Consider the following 14991-nt stretch of genomic DNA (forward strand, 5'->3'; position numbering starts at 1 on the left):
TTATTAAATTGTTACATTCTCGTCTTTTGGCAATCGTACTTCAAATATCGTTCTAACTACATTGCTCTCAGCAGAAATCGTACCGTTATGTTGCTCGACAATATTTTTCGCAATAAATAGTCCAAGGCCTGTCCCGCCACAGTTCTCAGTTCTTGCTTTATCACCTGTATAGAACATATCAAAAAGATACGGTAAATCTTCTTCCGGGATGCTATCTCCGTAATTCATAATTTGTACGACAACTTCTCCATTATCAACATACCCATTCATATCAACAAATTGTCCATCATAGCCGTAACGAACGGCATTTGTTAACAAGTTTTCAAATACTCTAGCTAACAATTTTCCATCACCGTGCATCGGTAAATGAGGAGCCACATTCAATCTAGCTTCTAAATGATGTTTTTCTAATAACGGATACAATTCCTCCTCTAACTGTATAAGCAACTCACTTATATCAATCGGCTTTTTATCCAGCTTTAGCATGCCATAATTCATACGTGTAATTTCAAATAGCTCATCAATTAAGCTTTCCAGTCTTTGCGATTTCGTATATGCAATTGTGGAGAAATGTTTAATTTGTTCTTTTGTTAAATTTTCATCTTTAAGAATTAAATCTAAATATCCTAACACGGATGTTAATGGTGTTCTTAAATCATGAGCTAAATTCACAACGAGCTGACTTTTACTACTTTCAGCAAAATCTCCTCTTTCAACAGCTTCTTTTAACTTTTCACTTGCAACATTTATTTCACGCGCGATATTTCCAAACTCATCATTTGATGAAACTTGAACTTTATTCGTAAAGTTACCGTTCGCAAGATGATGAATCCCATTAGAAATTTCATCAAAGTATTTTAAATACGGTTTTGTCAAAAAGAAGAAAAAGATAATAGATAACGGAATAAAGAAAATTAAAAAGAAATTAATGTCTCCAAATTCCCTTACCATTGACCTAAATTGTGCTAAAGGCTCTTCGTAGCGAACCATCGTTTTATAATACAGCTGCAATCCTTTATAAATTATATAAGTTACAGTTGCTGCAAGCACCATACTTAACGCAAATAAGGCAATCATTTTAAATCGAAAACTTTTCATCATATTAGCCATTAAAAGTATAACCTACTCCCCACACTGTTTTTATTAATTTATCCTTTCTTTTATCTTCTCCAAGTTTCTTCCGCAACGTACGAATATGTACCATTACTGTATTTCCACCTTCATAATAATCGTCTGCCCATACGTGCTGAAAAATATTTTCCACATTGTACACTTTCTTCGGATGACTCGCTAATAAATATAAAATATCAAACTCTTTCGGCGTTAATTCAATTTGCTCACCATATACATCAACCGTCCTACGCTCGGGATTAATTACGACTCCGCCTATTTCTAAAGCAGATTTACTCTCCGCTACTTTCGGTTGATTTAACGTAAAAAACCTACGCAGTTGTGCATTTACACGTGCAACTAATTCAATCGGTGTGAAAGGCTTCGTCATATAATCATCCGCGCCTAGTACAAGACCTGTCACCTTATCAAAGTCCGAAGTTTTCGCGCTTAAAAAAATAATCGGCATATGATGTTTCGTGCGAATTTGACGCGTCACCTCATACCCATCCATTTTCGGCATCATAATATCTAAAATTACCAAGTCGATTGGCTGCGTTTCAATAATATGAACCGCCTCTTCCCCATCCGCTGCCTTCACAACATGGTACCCTTCTTTTTCTAAATGTATCTCAATTAAATCAGCAATTTCTGCCTCGTCATCCGCTATTAAAATTGAAATGCGCTTCATTTTACTCCCCCTTTTTCATTCCATTTTTATACGCTCGATTGTAAACTAGTCTATCCAATTTGTACAATACAAAAAGGCTACTCGTTAGAGTAACCTTGGTAAATAAAATTATATCAGCGATTTTCTAATTATATCGAACACAACTTGAATTATATCAGCGATTTTCCAATTATATCGACCGTAACTCAAATTATATCAGCAATTATTGAAATATATCGACTTACCGACAATGAACGACAAAATCCTCTCGCTATTTGCGGGCATCCTAATGAAACTTCCATTTACCGCTCAAAAACAATCCGCTGCTTCGTAATTTCCGCCAACCTTCCGCGATCTACTTCATACTCAGCTTCAACACTTTGCGGTACAATCACTTTCCCGCCCTCAAGCGTCACTTCCGGCCAAATAATATCCTGCTCCCAATGTCTACTAGAAGCAGATATATCTCCTGGAATCGTAAAGTTAGGCAATGAAGCAAGAGCAACATTTTGCGCTCGTGAAATCCCCATCTCTACCATACCACCGCACCAAACGGGTACGTTATGTTCCATACAATAATTATGGATTTGGATTGATTCTGTTAATCCGCCCACTCGCCCTGGTTTAATGTTCACAATTTGGCAGCTACCAAGCGTAATCGCAACGCGTGCATCTTCTAAACTATGAATACTTTCATCTAAACAAATCGGCGTTTCAATTTTCTTTTGCAATTCCGCGTGATCGAGAAAATCGTAATCCGCTAACGGTTGTTCAATCATCATTAATTGGAATTCATCTAGTCGTTTCAGCCTCTCCGTATCCCCTAATGTATATGCTGAATTTGCATCTGCCATTAGCGGGATATGCGGAAACTCTTTACGAATTTCTTTCAATAACTCATAATCATGCCCCGGTTTTATTTTTACTTTAAAACGCTCGTATCCTTCTTCTGCGTACTTCTCGATTTGTTTTAACATAACCGGAATTGTATTGATCCCAATTACAACGCCGACTTCAATTTCAGACTTCGTTCCGCCAAGCAATGTCGCTAACGATTTCTTTTGACGCTTCGCATATAAATCCCAAACAGCCCCTTCAATTCCGGCCTTTGCCATTCGGTTTCTTTTTATATGTTGAAATAGACCCGGTACCTCATTCGGATGAGAAATTTCAGCCTTTAATAAATCCGGTAATAAAAAGTCTTGCAGTACATGCAGCGCCGTCTTCACCATTTCTTCCGTATACCACGGTTCAGAGAACGCAACGACTTCGCCAAATCCAATGTACCCGTCTTCATCTTCTAATTCAATGACGATACTCTCACGCTTTTCGTAAGTCCCGTAGCTTGTAGCAAACGGGATTACGAGTGGCATTTCCGTTATATACAGTGTCGCTTTTTTTATTTCCACCTACATCTCCTCCACTAATTGTCTTAACTCTCGTCTTAACAATTTTTTCGAAGCGTTACGTGGTAATTCCTCTAAGAAACATGCTTTCTTCGGCACTTTATATTTCGCTAATTTCTCCTCGCAAAAATGAAGAATTTCTTCTTCTGTTACCGCCCCGCTTTTCACAACAAAAGCAGCTGGTACTTGTCCCCATTTGTCGTCAGACATACCGACAACGCCAGCTTCCGCTACTGCCGGATGGGAGAGTAACACTTCTTCAATTTGAGCTGGGTATATATTCTCTCCGCCAGAAATAATTAAATCACTGCGGCGATCTAATACGTATAAAAACCCTTCTTCGTCTAAATAACCGAGGTCGCCAGTATGAAGCCATCCGTTTTGAATAGTCTCTCGCGTCGCATCTTCACGGTTAAAGTAACCGCCTGTTACGTTCGGTCCTTTTACTACAATCTCACCTTCCGCAAATGGTGGCACTACTACGCCATCTTTTTCAATACGAAGTTGGCACTGAAATAGTGGTTTTCCAGCTGATCCTACTTTCGTTAACATGTAATCTGCGGATAACGTACAAATTTGCGAAGATGTTTCTGTCATACCGTACGTTTGATATACAGGAATTCCTTTTTCTACACATGCTTCTAATAGTGGTTTTGGCGCTGGTCCTCCGCCAAGTAACATGCATCGTAAAGAAGCTGGGTATGTCCCTTCTCCAAGTCTCTCTAATAAATCTGTTAACATTTTGGATACAACAGAAATAATCGTAACACCTCTCGTTTGAAGTGCTTTATGAATAAAATCAGCATCATATTTCGGAACAAGTAAAATGCGCATACCATACATAATGTTTTTCATTAAAAGAGATAGCCCGCCAACATGGAACATTGGCATGCAGGCTAACCAACAATCATCATCACGAAGTCCTAAATTAAGCGACGAACCGACTGCGCTTGCCCAATGATTGCCGTACGTTAAAATAACGCCTTTCGGTTTGCCTGTTGTCCCAGACGTATAAATAATTGTCATCGCTTCTTCTAAAGAAAACTCTTCTTGTATAGAGGCTTCCTCTTTTGGTCCATTCATCACTTCGGCGAATGAATAAACAGGAACATCTTTAGCATCAAAATCTTGATCCGTTACTAAACAAACAACTTCAGCATCATCCATTTGCCAAAGTAGCTCTTCTCTTGAAAGACGCGTATTTAAAAGCACAGCTACTGCACCTACATAAGATAGGGCGTGAATAACTGTAATCATCTCCATACCATTTTTCATCAGAACAGCCACCTTTTGCCCTCGCTCCACTCCAACATGCGTGAGGTGTTCACAAACAGATACTACTTTTTCATGCAGCTCCATAAAAGTAACTTTCTCTTCCTCTATTTCAATTGCAGTGCGATCTGGTGTTAAAAATGCACGTTGCATTAACCAATTTGGCATCGTCTCCATCATTCATTCTCCTTTCATGAAAGAAAGAGACTTGATATGATATCAAGTCTCTTAGTTGTTTTGTTTCCGGTTTGGTCTTATCCAGCTATAGCGGCTAGAACAGGCGGTCGTTTCACGCCTTCCTATGAGGCAAAAAGCGCCTCTACGTCAGGAGTTCCAACGCCCTCTTGTTCTAAGCGAGCCGCTTCCGCTTTTAAAACATCCAGCTACAGCAGCTAGAATGCTCGGTGGCTTCACTTCTTCCTACGAGGCAAAAAGCGCCTCTACGTCAGAAGCTCCATCCCCCTCACATTCTAAGCAAGCCGCTTCCGCTTTTAATCTTATCCAGCTGCGCCTCCTAGCCCCTTCCGTCTAAGAACCTTCCGCACGAGAAAGTAAAAAACACTTTCTGTGCGAAAGAAACTTAGCCAACGGGGCTAAACAGTCGGCTTCGCTTTTATCACGGGAAACGAGGGAATTGACCGAAGTCCGGACTGCGTTTTTCTTTGAATGCGTCGCGACCTTCTTTTGCTTCGTCAGTTGTGTAGTACAATAACGTTGCATCTCCAGCTAGTTGTTGAATACCAGCTAGACCGTCTGTGTCTGCGTTGAATGCAGCTTTTAGGAAACGAAGTGCCATTGGGCTGTTTGCTAAAATTTCTTGTGCCCATTGTACTGTTTCTGCTTCAAGCTCTTCTAGTGGTACTACAGTGTTTACTAAGCCCATATCAAGTGCTTCCCCAGCACTATATTGACGGCATAGGTACCAAATTTCGCGAGCTTTCTTGTGGCCTACCATACGAGCTAAGTAACCAGCTCCGTATCCACCGTCAAAGCTTCCTACTTTAGGACCTGTTTGTCCGAATACAGCGTTGTCTGCAGCGATTGTTAAGTCACATACGATATGAAGTACGTGTCCTCCACCGATTGCATAACCTGCTACCATTGCGATAACTGGTTTAGGAATTGCGCGAATTAGACGTTGTAAGTCTAATACGTTTAGACGTGGGATTTGGTCGTCACCTACATATCCACCATGACCGCGAACTTTTTGGTCGCCGCCAGAACAGAATGCACGTCCCCCTTCACCTGTTAAAATGATAACGCCAACATTTGCATCATCACGAGCTTGTGCAAAAGCGTCGATTAACTCCATTACCGTTTTAGGACGGAATGCGTTATGTACTTCAGGGCGGTTAATCGAAATCTTTGCGATACCATTGTATGTTGAATAAATAATATCTTCGTAATTGCCTTCTTTTACCCATTCAATAGCCATTACAACTACCTCCTTGTATATTTCTGATCTCCTCTATAAGTGTAACTTCATTCTTAACTGAAAAAAGCATCACTGCATAGTTTTTAGAAATCCCTTTACTATTGTATCAAACTTTTCCGGTTGTTCCACATGAATTGCATGGCCAGCACCATCAATTTTGACAAATTTCGCGTCAGAGATGCATTTTTCAATATTTTTTAATATACGAAAGAACTTTTCATCATACTCTCCGTTCATTAAAAGAACAGGTATTTTTAAGTTTTTCAGCTCATCCCACCATGAAGGCTGAGCCCCCGTTCCCATGCCGCGCAAGCTATTTGCAAGTCCTTTTGGATTGTTAGCAAGTCGTTCTTTTCGCACCGCTTCTTGTACGTTTTTTGCTAAACGTTTTTGCGTTTCAAAAAGCGGAATATTTTCCCACATGGATACAAAACTTTCTATGTCTTCTCGCTCAATTTTATCGGCAAGTCGATCATCTTTTTCACGACGTTCTTTTCTATCTGCTTCGTTTTCGAGCCCAGCTGTACAATTTTCTAATAAAAGAGAATGTACATAATTTGGATATAGACATGCCATCGTAATCGCCAATCTACCGCCCATTGAATAGCCAAGTATATGTGCTTTTTCAATATGAAGGTAATCTAATAGTTCTTTCATTTGCAATGCCACATTTCGGATATCATAATGCGCAACATCTTCAGGACTCTCCGTCTTTCCGTGCCCAACAAGATCAACTACAATAACTTGAAACTGCTCACTCCATGAAGAGATAAAAGAACGCCACGTTTCCATGCTTCCCGTAAAACCATGAAGAAGTAGAAGTGGTTCCCCGCTTCCGACTACTTCATATTCATACGATACACCTTGCAGCGTTACTTTCATTTTGATTCACCTTGCAACGATGTAGTAATTACGTCCTGTGTTTTTGCCCATAACGTACGGTGCAATGTTAAGTTTTCATCACGATTCGTACAAATTTCCACAACGTGTAAACCTTCTGTCGTCGTTCCTTTTCGAACTTCTTCTCGGAATTGCTCCCAACCATTTACACGGCTAAATGAACCGCCGTACATTTTGACAACATGCTCATAATCAAGTCCAATTGGTGTTCCAAATAATGATTCAAAATGTTCCTTTTTCTCATACTGTGGTAAGAATGAGAAAATACCCCCACCATCATTATTTACAACGACAATTGTTATATTTAATTCATGTAATTTCGCTGCTAACAGTCCATTTAAATCGTGATAAAATGATAAATCACCAATTACTAATACAAGTGGGTCGCAAATAACGCTTGCTCCTAGAGCTGTCGAAATGATTCCATCAATACCATTTACACCACGGTTTGCCATCACATGGATGTTTTTATCCGATGTGAAGAAGAATGAGTCTGTATCACGAATTGGCATACTATTGCTCGCAAATAACGTTGCGTCTTCTGGTAATACGCGCACAATATCTGTAATAACCTTTCCTTCAAATGCAGTTTCATATGTTTCCATTTCACGAAGCGTTTCCTTCGTTTTTTCGTTTATATGTTGCCACATTAGGGACCAATCATTCTTTTTCATAACTGGCATTTTTTCTATTAATGCCTTGCAGAATTCAATGTCACTTGCTTGCACAACTTCTGTCGCAACAAGAGCTGGATCTCTCCATTGTCCTGATTCATCGACAACGATATGAACTGCTTTTGTTTGTTTTTTTATGAACTGCGTTAATGATTTAGAAACAGGCATACCACCAAAGCGAATTAAAACGTCCGGTTTCCATGTTTCTTTTAACTTTTCATTTCGTAAAAATGTATCATAACAGTCAATTACCATCATTTTATCGTGGTGTCCGCTACGAATATTAGAAAGTGGGTCTGCTAATATAGGATAGCCAGTTTTTTCAGCTAGTTGCGTTGCAAACATTGCAATTTCTGCATGACTATCATCTCCACAAATAATAAGCCCCTTTTCCATATGTGAAAGGCGCCCTACAAGAGAATCTACATATTCACTCGGCATCACCGCGTTTCCTTGCTGAACTACTCCTGTATATTCACTACGTCCTTTATCCCATAAGCTTTCTAGTGAGAAATCAGGGATAAGTGGCTCGCGAACTGGAAAATTAAGATGAACAGGACCCTGCGGCGCTAAACAAGCATTTGCTACTATACGCTGCGTCGTCATACGAGCGTAATGATACATCGCTTCACTTGCTTCTGGCAGTGCCATCTCTGTAAATTGTTTCACAAAAGTACCGTATAAATTAAATTGATTCATTGCTTGTGGTGCACCCACATCTCTTAATTCATGCGGTCTATCCGCTGTTAAGACGATAAGTGGGACCCTTGAATGAAAAGCTTCACATACAGCTGGATAATAGTTCGCTGCTGCTGTTCCTGACGTACATAATAATGCTACTGGGCGTTTTTTTGCTTTCGCAATACCGAGCGCGAAAAATCCTGCTGATCTTTCATCCACATGTAAATATGTGTTCATTCCTTCGTGTTGTTCCATTAGTAAAGCAATCGGCGTTGACCGTGAGCCTGGACTAATGACAACATCACATACATCTAGACGCGTCAGTTCATCCACGAACGCGCCTAAATAATATGATAATGCTTCTATATGATTGTTCATTTCATTAATTCCTCCAAAGCACCAAGCATCGGTCTAAACTTCAAACTTGTTTCTTCATATTCAAGCTGCGGGATTGAATCAATTACAATACCACAACCGGCAAATAAGGATGCTTTCTCGCCGTTTAATAATCCGCAGCGCAGCGCAACCGCAAATTCACCATTTCCTTCATCATCTATCCAGCCAATCGGTGCACCATACAACCCTCTGTCTAACAATTCAACATCACGGATCAGTTTCATCGCTTCCAAACGAGGTGTCCCGCCAAGAGCTGGTGTTGGATGTAATTCTTCTACCATTGTTAAAAGACTCGCATCGCCTTTTGCTTCTACAGGCGTATATAAGTGAATTAAGTTTTTCGTTGTTAATAAACCTGGGCTTTCCGGAATATTAACGTATTCGCAATGTTCATTTAGTACCGAGCGGATCATGTTAACAACATACCCATGTTCAGCTAAATTCTTTTCATCATGAAGAAGCGCATTACTATTTCGCTTACTTTCTTCTATAGAATGACCATGACCGATTGAACCCGCAAGACACATCGATGTAAATTTCTCATCTTCTTTGCGAATTAATCTCTCAGGCGTCGCTCCTAAGAAGCATGCTCCTTTATAATCAAAAGAAAATACGTAACAATCCGGTTGACCAATGCGAAGTGCTTCTAAAACAAGAGCAGAATCAATCGAATGATTCATCTCTACTTTTAGTTCCCTCGCCAATACAACCTTCTGCACGTTACCCTGCTTCATCTCATCTTGTACTTTTTCAATTGCTTTCATCCAGCCTTTCGGATCCACTTCTACTTTAGAAATAACAGTCAATTTCGATCCGTTTAGCGCACATTTACTCTCTCCCAAAATCTTCTCTTCTAAAGAAATCATTTCGTTAGAAAGAGTTTCTGCACAATCTGTTGCTGAAACAAATGTATTCATCGTTAACCATGCTTTTTCATTTTTTACAGTTAATAAAAATGCTGGTAGTGAAAATGTCGTATCTTTAAATTCTTTCCATAGGTCCGTTTTCTCTTTTTCTGGATCAAATGAAAAACCACCAAATAAAAGCGGACCCGTTCCAAATTCATATTCATCTCTTTGGACAAATGCATTCTCTTTTACTTTCTCCCACTCGTCGCGAGCGGTTTGAAAGCGCTTATGAGAAGAATTTGCTATAGTGAAAACAGAGCCAATTCCTGCAAATATTACATGCTGAGCCGGGTCTGCAAAATAACATCTATTTTCGAATGAAATCCTTTTTCCTGCTGCATAGAACAGAAGCGGATCCACCCAGTCTATTTGTTTTACAAAACTAACCAATGTTTTTTCGTTAGTTGCACGCTTGATAGCTGCAATAAGAACTTCTTGCAAGCCTTTTTGTTTCGTTTGAATCACAATTGTCTCCCCCCTATGGGCGAAAAATAGTCATAATTACGCTTGATTTTAAGATACACCTCAAACGAAAGGCCTGTCAACGTTTAGCATTTCTGAGAAATTCACCTTCTCTTCCTAGAAAATAAACGTTGACACTAAATGATGCTTTTTCTACACTTAGTTGTGTACAATATGTGACCAAAGGAGGATTCAACATGGAAATGAACGTCAAAACGAATTCCTCTCCTACGGCGCCAAAGCCAAGTAAGCAAACAGGCTGGCGCATCTGGTGGAGTTTACTACGTCCCCATACATTAACAGCCGCTTTCGTACCTGTTTTCATCGGAACAGCATATTCGATGCAGGTCGGAGGTATAAATCAAATACATCTTCCTCTTTTCCTTATGATGCTTCTTGCTTGTCTTCTCATTCAAGCAGCAACAAACATGTTTAATGAATACTTTGATTATAAAAGAGGACTCGATCACGAAGGTTCAGTTGGTATCGGCGGCGCTATCGTTCGCGATGGCATTCAGCCAAAAACAGTGCTTAACTTAGCATTTGGATTTTTCGGCATCGCAATACTATTAGGTGTTTATATTTGTATAAATTCTAGCTGGTGGCTTGCTGCAATCGGTCTTGTTTGTATGGCCGTTGCTTACCTTTATACAGGTGGCCCACTTCCAATTGCATATACACCATTTGGAGAGTTGACAGCCGGATTATTTATGGGTGTCATTATTATTGGGATTTCATTCTTTATTCAAACTGGAACTGTAACATCAGAAGTCATTTTACTATCTATCCCAAGCTCCATTTTAATTGGCGCCATTTTACTAGCTAATAATATTCGTGACTTGGATGGCGATAAAGAAAACGGTCGTAAAACGTTAGCAATTCTCGTTGGGCGCGAGCGAGCGGTTGGTGTACTTGCTTCGATGTTCATCGTTTCCTACATTTGGACAATTGCTTTAATTATCGTGGGCATCGTATCACCATGGATGCTTATCGTATTTTTAAGTGCACCGAAAGCATTTAAAGCGACGAAAGGCTTTATCGGCAAAAGCATTCCAATAGAAATGGTACCTGCGATGATTGCAACAGCAAAAACAAATACAATCTTCGGTTTCCTAATGGGAATCGGATTATTACTTGGATACTTTCTATAAAAGGAGCTGCTTATGCGGCTCCTTTTTCATATCTGAAATTCATCTCATAATTCCTACTCTCAACGCCCATACTATGTAAAGAAACTGAATTGTAGGAAGGTGGACGACTATGTTAACTCCACAACAAGTAGGTCAATTTAAATCCATTTTAGAAAAACAAAAACAAGAACTAGAGCAAACGATACAAACTCATGAAAATACAGATCGTGCTTCTGAACGTGATTCCGTTGGAGAATTATCTAGCTATGATAACCATCCAGCTGATATGGCTACAGAGCTATATGAACGGGAAAAAGACTTCGGACTTATTGAACTTTGGCATAAACAGCTTGAAGACACGAAACATGCCTTGCAAAAAATAGAAGCGGGTACGTACGGCATTTGCGAAGTGTCTGGCGAAGAAATTCCATTTGAAAGATTGGAAGCAATGCCAACCGCTACAACATGCATCCAGCACGCGACAAATAAGTTAAATATGAATACACGACCAGTTGAAGAAGAAGTGTTGTCTCCTTCTTTCCACAAGCATGATGAGGACCATTCTGTTGAGTACGATGCGGAAGATGCGTGGCAAGATGTCGCAAATTACGGAACATCTGAAACGCCGTCTGATTTAGAAAGACAAGATTCAAAAAACTATAATGGCATGTATGTAAATAGTGAAGAAAACGTAGGCTACGTGGAGGATTTTGAAAACTTTATCGGTACGGATATGTACGGAAAAAACCCACAAGTTTTCGCTACAGAAGAGCATGAAGAATATGAACAAATGCTTGATGATTTTGAAGAACGTACCTTCAAAGGTGAATTATCTTCAAATGAATCTAGTTCCAAAGAATAAAAAAAAGCATTCCGAAAATCGGAATGCTTTTTATCGCTAGCTAATTAGTTTTTTGTAACGTTAGCAGCTTGTGGTCCACGGTTACCTTCAACGATTTCGAAAGAAACTTCTTGACCTTCTTCTAAAGTTTTGAATCCGTCACCTTGGATAGCTGAGAAGTGAACGAATACATCGTCTCCACCTTCAACTTCGATGAAACCGAAACCTTTTTCGCTGTTGAACCATTTAACTTTACCTGTTTGCATGTCATGTACCTCCTAAATAAAAATGAAACTATGAATCCACATGAAAAGGTGGATATAAAGGACATGAATGTATAACAAGCTTACAGCCTTTAATTCAACGTGCTTTATTTCCGTACCACATTATGTAGCTCAATAGTGATTTCACTATATCACGCTATATCCAAAACGTCAAATGAGAACACTTTCATTCCACCATTTTTTTATAATTTTAATATAATGTTGAATTTCCATATTCATATATTATCCCGCCATTTGTGGACAGCTTGATTGGCGGGAGCTGATAATCAGTTTTGGCTGGTTCCACTTTATTTGAAAATTAACAAAACTAAAGTATTCTAATCCTATTAAATTCTGTACAATATAAGTATCTATTACATACGAGGTGAAAAAAATGAGAGCACACGAAATCGAGTATAAGTTATATGGCGATGATATGCAGTTTGTTGAAATTGAGTTAGATCCAGAAGAGAGCGTGATCGCAGAAGCTGGCGCAATGATGATGATGGAAGATTACATAGAAATGGAAACAATCTTCGGTGATGGTTCTGGCCCATCTGGAGGTTTATTCGGAAAATTAATGGGCGCTGGTAAACGTCTCGTTACAGGCGAAAGTATGTTTATGACTGTATTTACAAATACAGGTCACGGCAAGCGCCACGTCTCATTTGCTGCTCCTTATCCTGGTAAAATTATTCCTGTAGATTTAACAGAGTATCAAGGAAAAGTAGTTTGTCAAAAAGATGCCTTTCTTTGTGCCGCAAAAGGTGTTTCCATCGGAATTGAATTTACGAAAAAAATAGGAACTGGTTTCTTCGGTGGTGAAGGTTTCATCATGCAGAAACTTGAAGGTGATGGCCTTGCTTTCATGCACGCAGGTGGAACTGTATATAAACGTGAATTAAAACCTGGTGAGAAACTTCGCATTGATACAGGTTGTCTCGTTGCTATGACAAAAGACATTAACTATGATGTCGAGTTCGTTGGTAAAGTAAAAACAGCTCTATTTGGCGGCGAGGGTTTATTCTTCGCAACATTAGAAGGTCCTGGAACAGTTTGGATTCAGTCCTTAACACTTAGCCGCTTAGCAGCACGCCTTACAAGCCCAGCAGCGCAAAGTACTGGCGAAGGTAGTGTATTAGGTGGACTTGGTCGTTTATTAGATGGGAAAGAGTAAACTGTGCCCTTATGTAGGCATGGCCATCAACTAATAAAATAATAAAATTAAAACACCCTTGCTTGCAGTAATGCAGTGAAAGGGTGTTTTAATTTACGTCTACAAACGAGAAAAAGCAGTTAAAATAAAGTAATAAGGTTTACTTCAGGAAAATAAGGTATATTATATTTGTTGAATAGATTCTCTTTAGAGACAAGAAAAGTAGGTGAACAAAGTGGGAAAATATCAATTGGATTCCAAAAGTCAGGTAGCTGTGGCAAAGTTCCATGAAAAACAGAAACCTGCCAAATTTGATAAAAAGCAGCAACTTGAAAAATTGCGTACGGAGTATTTGAAAAAGAAGCAAAAACAAACAGATAAATAATACGTTTTGTTTTTCAAATTTTTCTGTATATAGTGTAAACAAACACAAGAAAATAGGTAAGTTATTCATCGTTCAAATATATACAGGCTATTTTTTCAAACCTCTTACTTATGCAACTAACGCATGCGTCAGTTCATTAAGAATAACTAAAAAAGTCGATTCCTTGAGATGAAAAAGAGTAAACAGTGCCCTTATCAGGCACTGTTTTATTTTGACCTTATAATTTCCTCCACCGATTTAGATAAGCGATACAAGCTATTCCCCACCTCCAAAAGAATGAATCAAGTTCCTCACTGCATATATTAAACTATACTTTTTCTTAAGGAGGGCTTCCTTAATGCGTACTCCTTTATCCTTTGATAAAGACACTGCCATACTGTTAGCTTCTTGTTGTGAGTTAACGTATGAACAATATAAACAAAATGGCATTTTCGAGATACCAGATGGTTTTCAATATGTACAAGGGTTTCAAGGAAAGGCCATTCAAACAACAGAATGGTTCGGATTTATATTAGAATCTGAGGATACAATTATTGTTGCCTTCAGAGGCACTCAAACAGACCCCGATTGGATTATTGATTCTCTCGTCAATCAAAAACCTTATCCTTATGCTTTAAATGGCGGAAATGTCCATAACGGTTTTCTCTCTATTTATGAGTCTTGTCGTGATTCTATTATGGATATGCTCGTATCATTGCCAGCACATAAAAAACTGCTAGCTACTGGGCATAGTCTAGGTGGCGCGCTTGCCACATTACACATATTAGATGCACGTATAAATACTGCCTTCGCACAGTATGGACTTTATACATTCGCTTCTCCAAAAGTAGGAGATATCGCTTTTCGAAATTATTATAAACTACAAGTAGCTAGTAGCTTTCGTTTCGTCAACTTGTTCGATGTCGTCCCACTTCTCCCTCCCCGAAACATAAATTTTAATGATCATGATTGGGAGTATGCACACGTCCATCACAACATGACATTTACAAAAAACACAAAATCCATTACAAATAATCATTCCATTACAACATACAAAACATGTCTGACTTCTCATTTTTAACCAGTAAACAATTGGAAATAAAATATTCGTATACTATAATAATGTATGAAGTTATTTTTGGATGAGGGGACCTTACATGTTAAAATTTATCTTCGCACTTTTTCTTATTGTAATTTTTACGGTTACAGGTTTCTTTACATTTTCATACTTTGCGACAGGAGAGTATGATGGGGCAGGTATCATATATACCACTGTTCCATTTCTTTCTTAAGCAAAATAAATAAAACGAGCTTAATTTTATT

General features: G+C 38.9%; 15 protein-coding genes. 6 read left to right on the plus strand and 9 right to left on the minus strand.

What is annotated here, in order from left to right; all coding sequences use genetic code 11:
* Positions 1–3: 3 nt before the first annotated feature.
* The 8 genes from ACTFP3_RS17655 to ACTFP3_RS17690 all read right to left on the minus strand — a co-directional run bounded on the left by ACTFP3_RS17655 (position 4) and on the right by ACTFP3_RS17690 (position 9917).
* Positions 4–1110: a sensor histidine kinase gene (locus tag ACTFP3_RS17655; RefSeq protein ID WP_440010923.1), complete on the minus strand. Its 1107-nt coding sequence runs from the start codon at positions 1108–1110 to the stop codon at positions 4–6.
* On the minus strand, positions 1103–1801 hold the full coding sequence (locus ACTFP3_RS17660; RefSeq protein ID WP_000822509.1) for a response regulator transcription factor: 699 nt from the start codon (positions 1799–1801) through the stop codon (positions 1103–1105). The genes ACTFP3_RS17655 and ACTFP3_RS17660 overlap by 8 nt, the downstream gene beginning before the upstream one ends.
* A 281-nt stretch (positions 1802–2082) precedes the next feature.
* Positions 2083–3189, minus strand: a complete 1107-nt coding sequence (gene menC, locus ACTFP3_RS17665) for an o-succinylbenzoate synthase (RefSeq protein ID WP_326036517.1) — start codon at positions 3187–3189, stop codon at positions 2083–2085.
* Positions 3190–4635 (minus strand): o-succinylbenzoate--CoA ligase, encoded by a 1446-nt coding sequence (locus ACTFP3_RS17670; protein WP_326036516.1) that lies wholly within the window; start codon positions 4633–4635, stop codon positions 3190–3192. It abuts the gene before it with no gap.
* A 439-nt stretch (positions 4636–5074) separates the two neighbouring features.
* Positions 5075–5893: a 1,4-dihydroxy-2-naphthoyl-CoA synthase gene (gene menB, locus ACTFP3_RS17675; RefSeq protein ID WP_000963882.1), complete on the minus strand. Its 819-nt coding sequence runs from the start codon at positions 5891–5893 to the stop codon at positions 5075–5077.
* Between the two features lie 69 nt (positions 5894–5962).
* Positions 5963–6775, minus strand: coding sequence for a 2-succinyl-6-hydroxy-2,4-cyclohexadiene-1-carboxylate synthase (menH, locus tag ACTFP3_RS17680; protein WP_440010926.1), 813 nt, complete (start codon positions 6773–6775; stop codon positions 5963–5965).
* Positions 6772–8526: a 2-succinyl-5-enolpyruvyl-6-hydroxy-3-cyclohexene-1-carboxylic-acid synthase gene (menD, locus tag ACTFP3_RS17685; protein WP_440010928.1), complete on the minus strand. Its 1755-nt coding sequence runs from the start codon at positions 8524–8526 to the stop codon at positions 6772–6774. The genes menH and menD overlap by 4 nt, the downstream gene beginning before the upstream one ends.
* On the minus strand, positions 8523–9917 hold the full coding sequence (locus tag ACTFP3_RS17690) for an isochorismate synthase (RefSeq protein WP_000616738.1): 1395 nt from the start codon (positions 9915–9917) through the stop codon (positions 8523–8525). The genes menD and ACTFP3_RS17690 overlap by 4 nt, the downstream gene beginning before the upstream one ends.
* A 194-nt stretch (positions 9918–10111) precedes the next feature.
* Here ACTFP3_RS17690 and ACTFP3_RS17695 point away from each other — a divergent pair, with 194 nt between their 5' ends.
* Together ACTFP3_RS17695 and ACTFP3_RS17700 are read left to right on the plus strand one after the other, a co-directional pair.
* A complete protein-coding gene (locus ACTFP3_RS17695) occupies positions 10112–11065 on the plus strand; it encodes a 1,4-dihydroxy-2-naphthoate polyprenyltransferase (protein ID WP_065212167.1) in 954 nt (317 codons plus the stop codon).
* Positions 11066–11174: 109 nt separating this feature from the next.
* Positions 11175–11906 carry a yteA family sporulation protein gene (locus tag ACTFP3_RS17700; protein ID WP_000957393.1) on the plus strand — a complete coding sequence of 244 codons (732 nt, stop codon included), beginning with the start codon at positions 11175–11177 and terminating at the stop codon, positions 11904–11906.
* A 44-nt stretch (positions 11907–11950) separates the two neighbouring features.
* On the opposite strand, the gene cspD is transcribed toward ACTFP3_RS17700, so the two are convergent.
* Entirely contained in the window at positions 11951–12151 is a 201-nt protein-coding gene (gene cspD, locus ACTFP3_RS17705; RefSeq protein WP_001193054.1) for a cold-shock protein CspD, read from the minus strand.
* A gap of 391 nt (positions 12152–12542) precedes the next feature.
* On the opposite strand from cspD, the gene ACTFP3_RS17710 reads away from it, so the two are divergent.
* The 4 genes from ACTFP3_RS17710 to ACTFP3_RS17725 all read left to right on the plus strand — a co-directional run bounded on the left by ACTFP3_RS17710 (position 12543) and on the right by ACTFP3_RS17725 (position 14960).
* Positions 12543–13325 (plus strand): TIGR00266 family protein, encoded by a 783-nt coding sequence (locus ACTFP3_RS17710; RefSeq protein ID WP_001201257.1) that lies wholly within the window; start codon positions 12543–12545, stop codon positions 13323–13325.
* 214 nt (positions 13326–13539) lie between these two features.
* Positions 13540–13689 (plus strand): hypothetical protein, encoded by a 150-nt coding sequence (locus tag ACTFP3_RS17715; protein WP_000521639.1) that lies wholly within the window; start codon positions 13540–13542, stop codon positions 13687–13689.
* A 337-nt stretch (positions 13690–14026) separates the two neighbouring features.
* A complete protein-coding gene (locus tag ACTFP3_RS17720) occupies positions 14027–14749 on the plus strand; it encodes a lipase family protein (RefSeq protein ID WP_001260111.1) in 723 nt (240 codons plus the stop codon).
* A 76-nt stretch (positions 14750–14825) separates the two neighbouring features.
* Complete coding sequence (locus tag ACTFP3_RS17725; protein ID WP_000911075.1) at positions 14826–14960, plus strand: hypothetical protein; 135 nt, start codon at positions 14826–14828, stop codon at positions 14958–14960.
* Positions 14961–14991: the final 31 nt, after the last annotated feature.

The organism is Bacillus cereus group sp. MYBK5-2 (assembly GCF_051915685.1).
GTDB classification, from domain to species: domain Bacteria; phylum Bacillota; class Bacilli; order Bacillales; family Bacillaceae_G; genus Bacillus_A; species Bacillus_A cereus.

What these genes read in the sequence shown, in the direction of transcription:
- ACTFP3_RS17700 (WP_000957393.1), top strand. Translation starts at nt 11,175, where the DNA reads ATGTTAACTCCACAACAAGTAGGTCAATTTAAATCCATTTTAGAAAAA.
- ACTFP3_RS17655 (WP_440010923.1), bottom strand. Translation starts at nt 1,110, where the DNA reads ATGGCTAATATGATGAAAAGTTTTCGATTTAAAATGATTGCCTTATTT.
- ACTFP3_RS17670 (WP_326036516.1), bottom strand. Translation starts at nt 4,635, where the DNA reads ATGGAGACGATGCCAAATTGGTTAATGCAACGTGCATTTTTAACACCA.
- ACTFP3_RS17720 (WP_001260111.1), top strand. Translation starts at nt 14,027, where the DNA reads ATGCGTACTCCTTTATCCTTTGATAAAGACACTGCCATACTGTTAGCT.
- menB (WP_000963882.1), bottom strand. Translation starts at nt 5,893, where the DNA reads ATGGCTATTGAATGGGTAAAAGAAGGCAATTACGAAGATATTATTTAT.
- cspD (WP_001193054.1), bottom strand. Translation starts at nt 12,151, where the DNA reads ATGCAAACAGGTAAAGTTAAATGGTTCAACAGCGAAAAAGGTTTCGGT.
- ACTFP3_RS17660 (WP_000822509.1), bottom strand. Translation starts at nt 1,801, where the DNA reads ATGAAGCGCATTTCAATTTTAATAGCGGATGACGAGGCAGAAATTGCT.
- menD (WP_440010928.1), bottom strand. Translation starts at nt 8,526, where the DNA reads ATGAACAATCATATAGAAGCATTATCATATTATTTAGGCGCGTTCGTG.
- ACTFP3_RS17710 (WP_001201257.1), top strand. Translation starts at nt 12,543, where the DNA reads ATGAGAGCACACGAAATCGAGTATAAGTTATATGGCGATGATATGCAG.
- menH (WP_440010926.1), bottom strand. Translation starts at nt 6,775, where the DNA reads ATGAAAGTAACGCTGCAAGGTGTATCGTATGAATATGAAGTAGTCGGA.
- ACTFP3_RS17695 (WP_065212167.1), top strand. Translation starts at nt 10,112, where the DNA reads ATGGAAATGAACGTCAAAACGAATTCCTCTCCTACGGCGCCAAAGCCA.
- ACTFP3_RS17725 (WP_000911075.1), top strand. Translation starts at nt 14,826, where the DNA reads ATGTTAAAATTTATCTTCGCACTTTTTCTTATTGTAATTTTTACGGTT.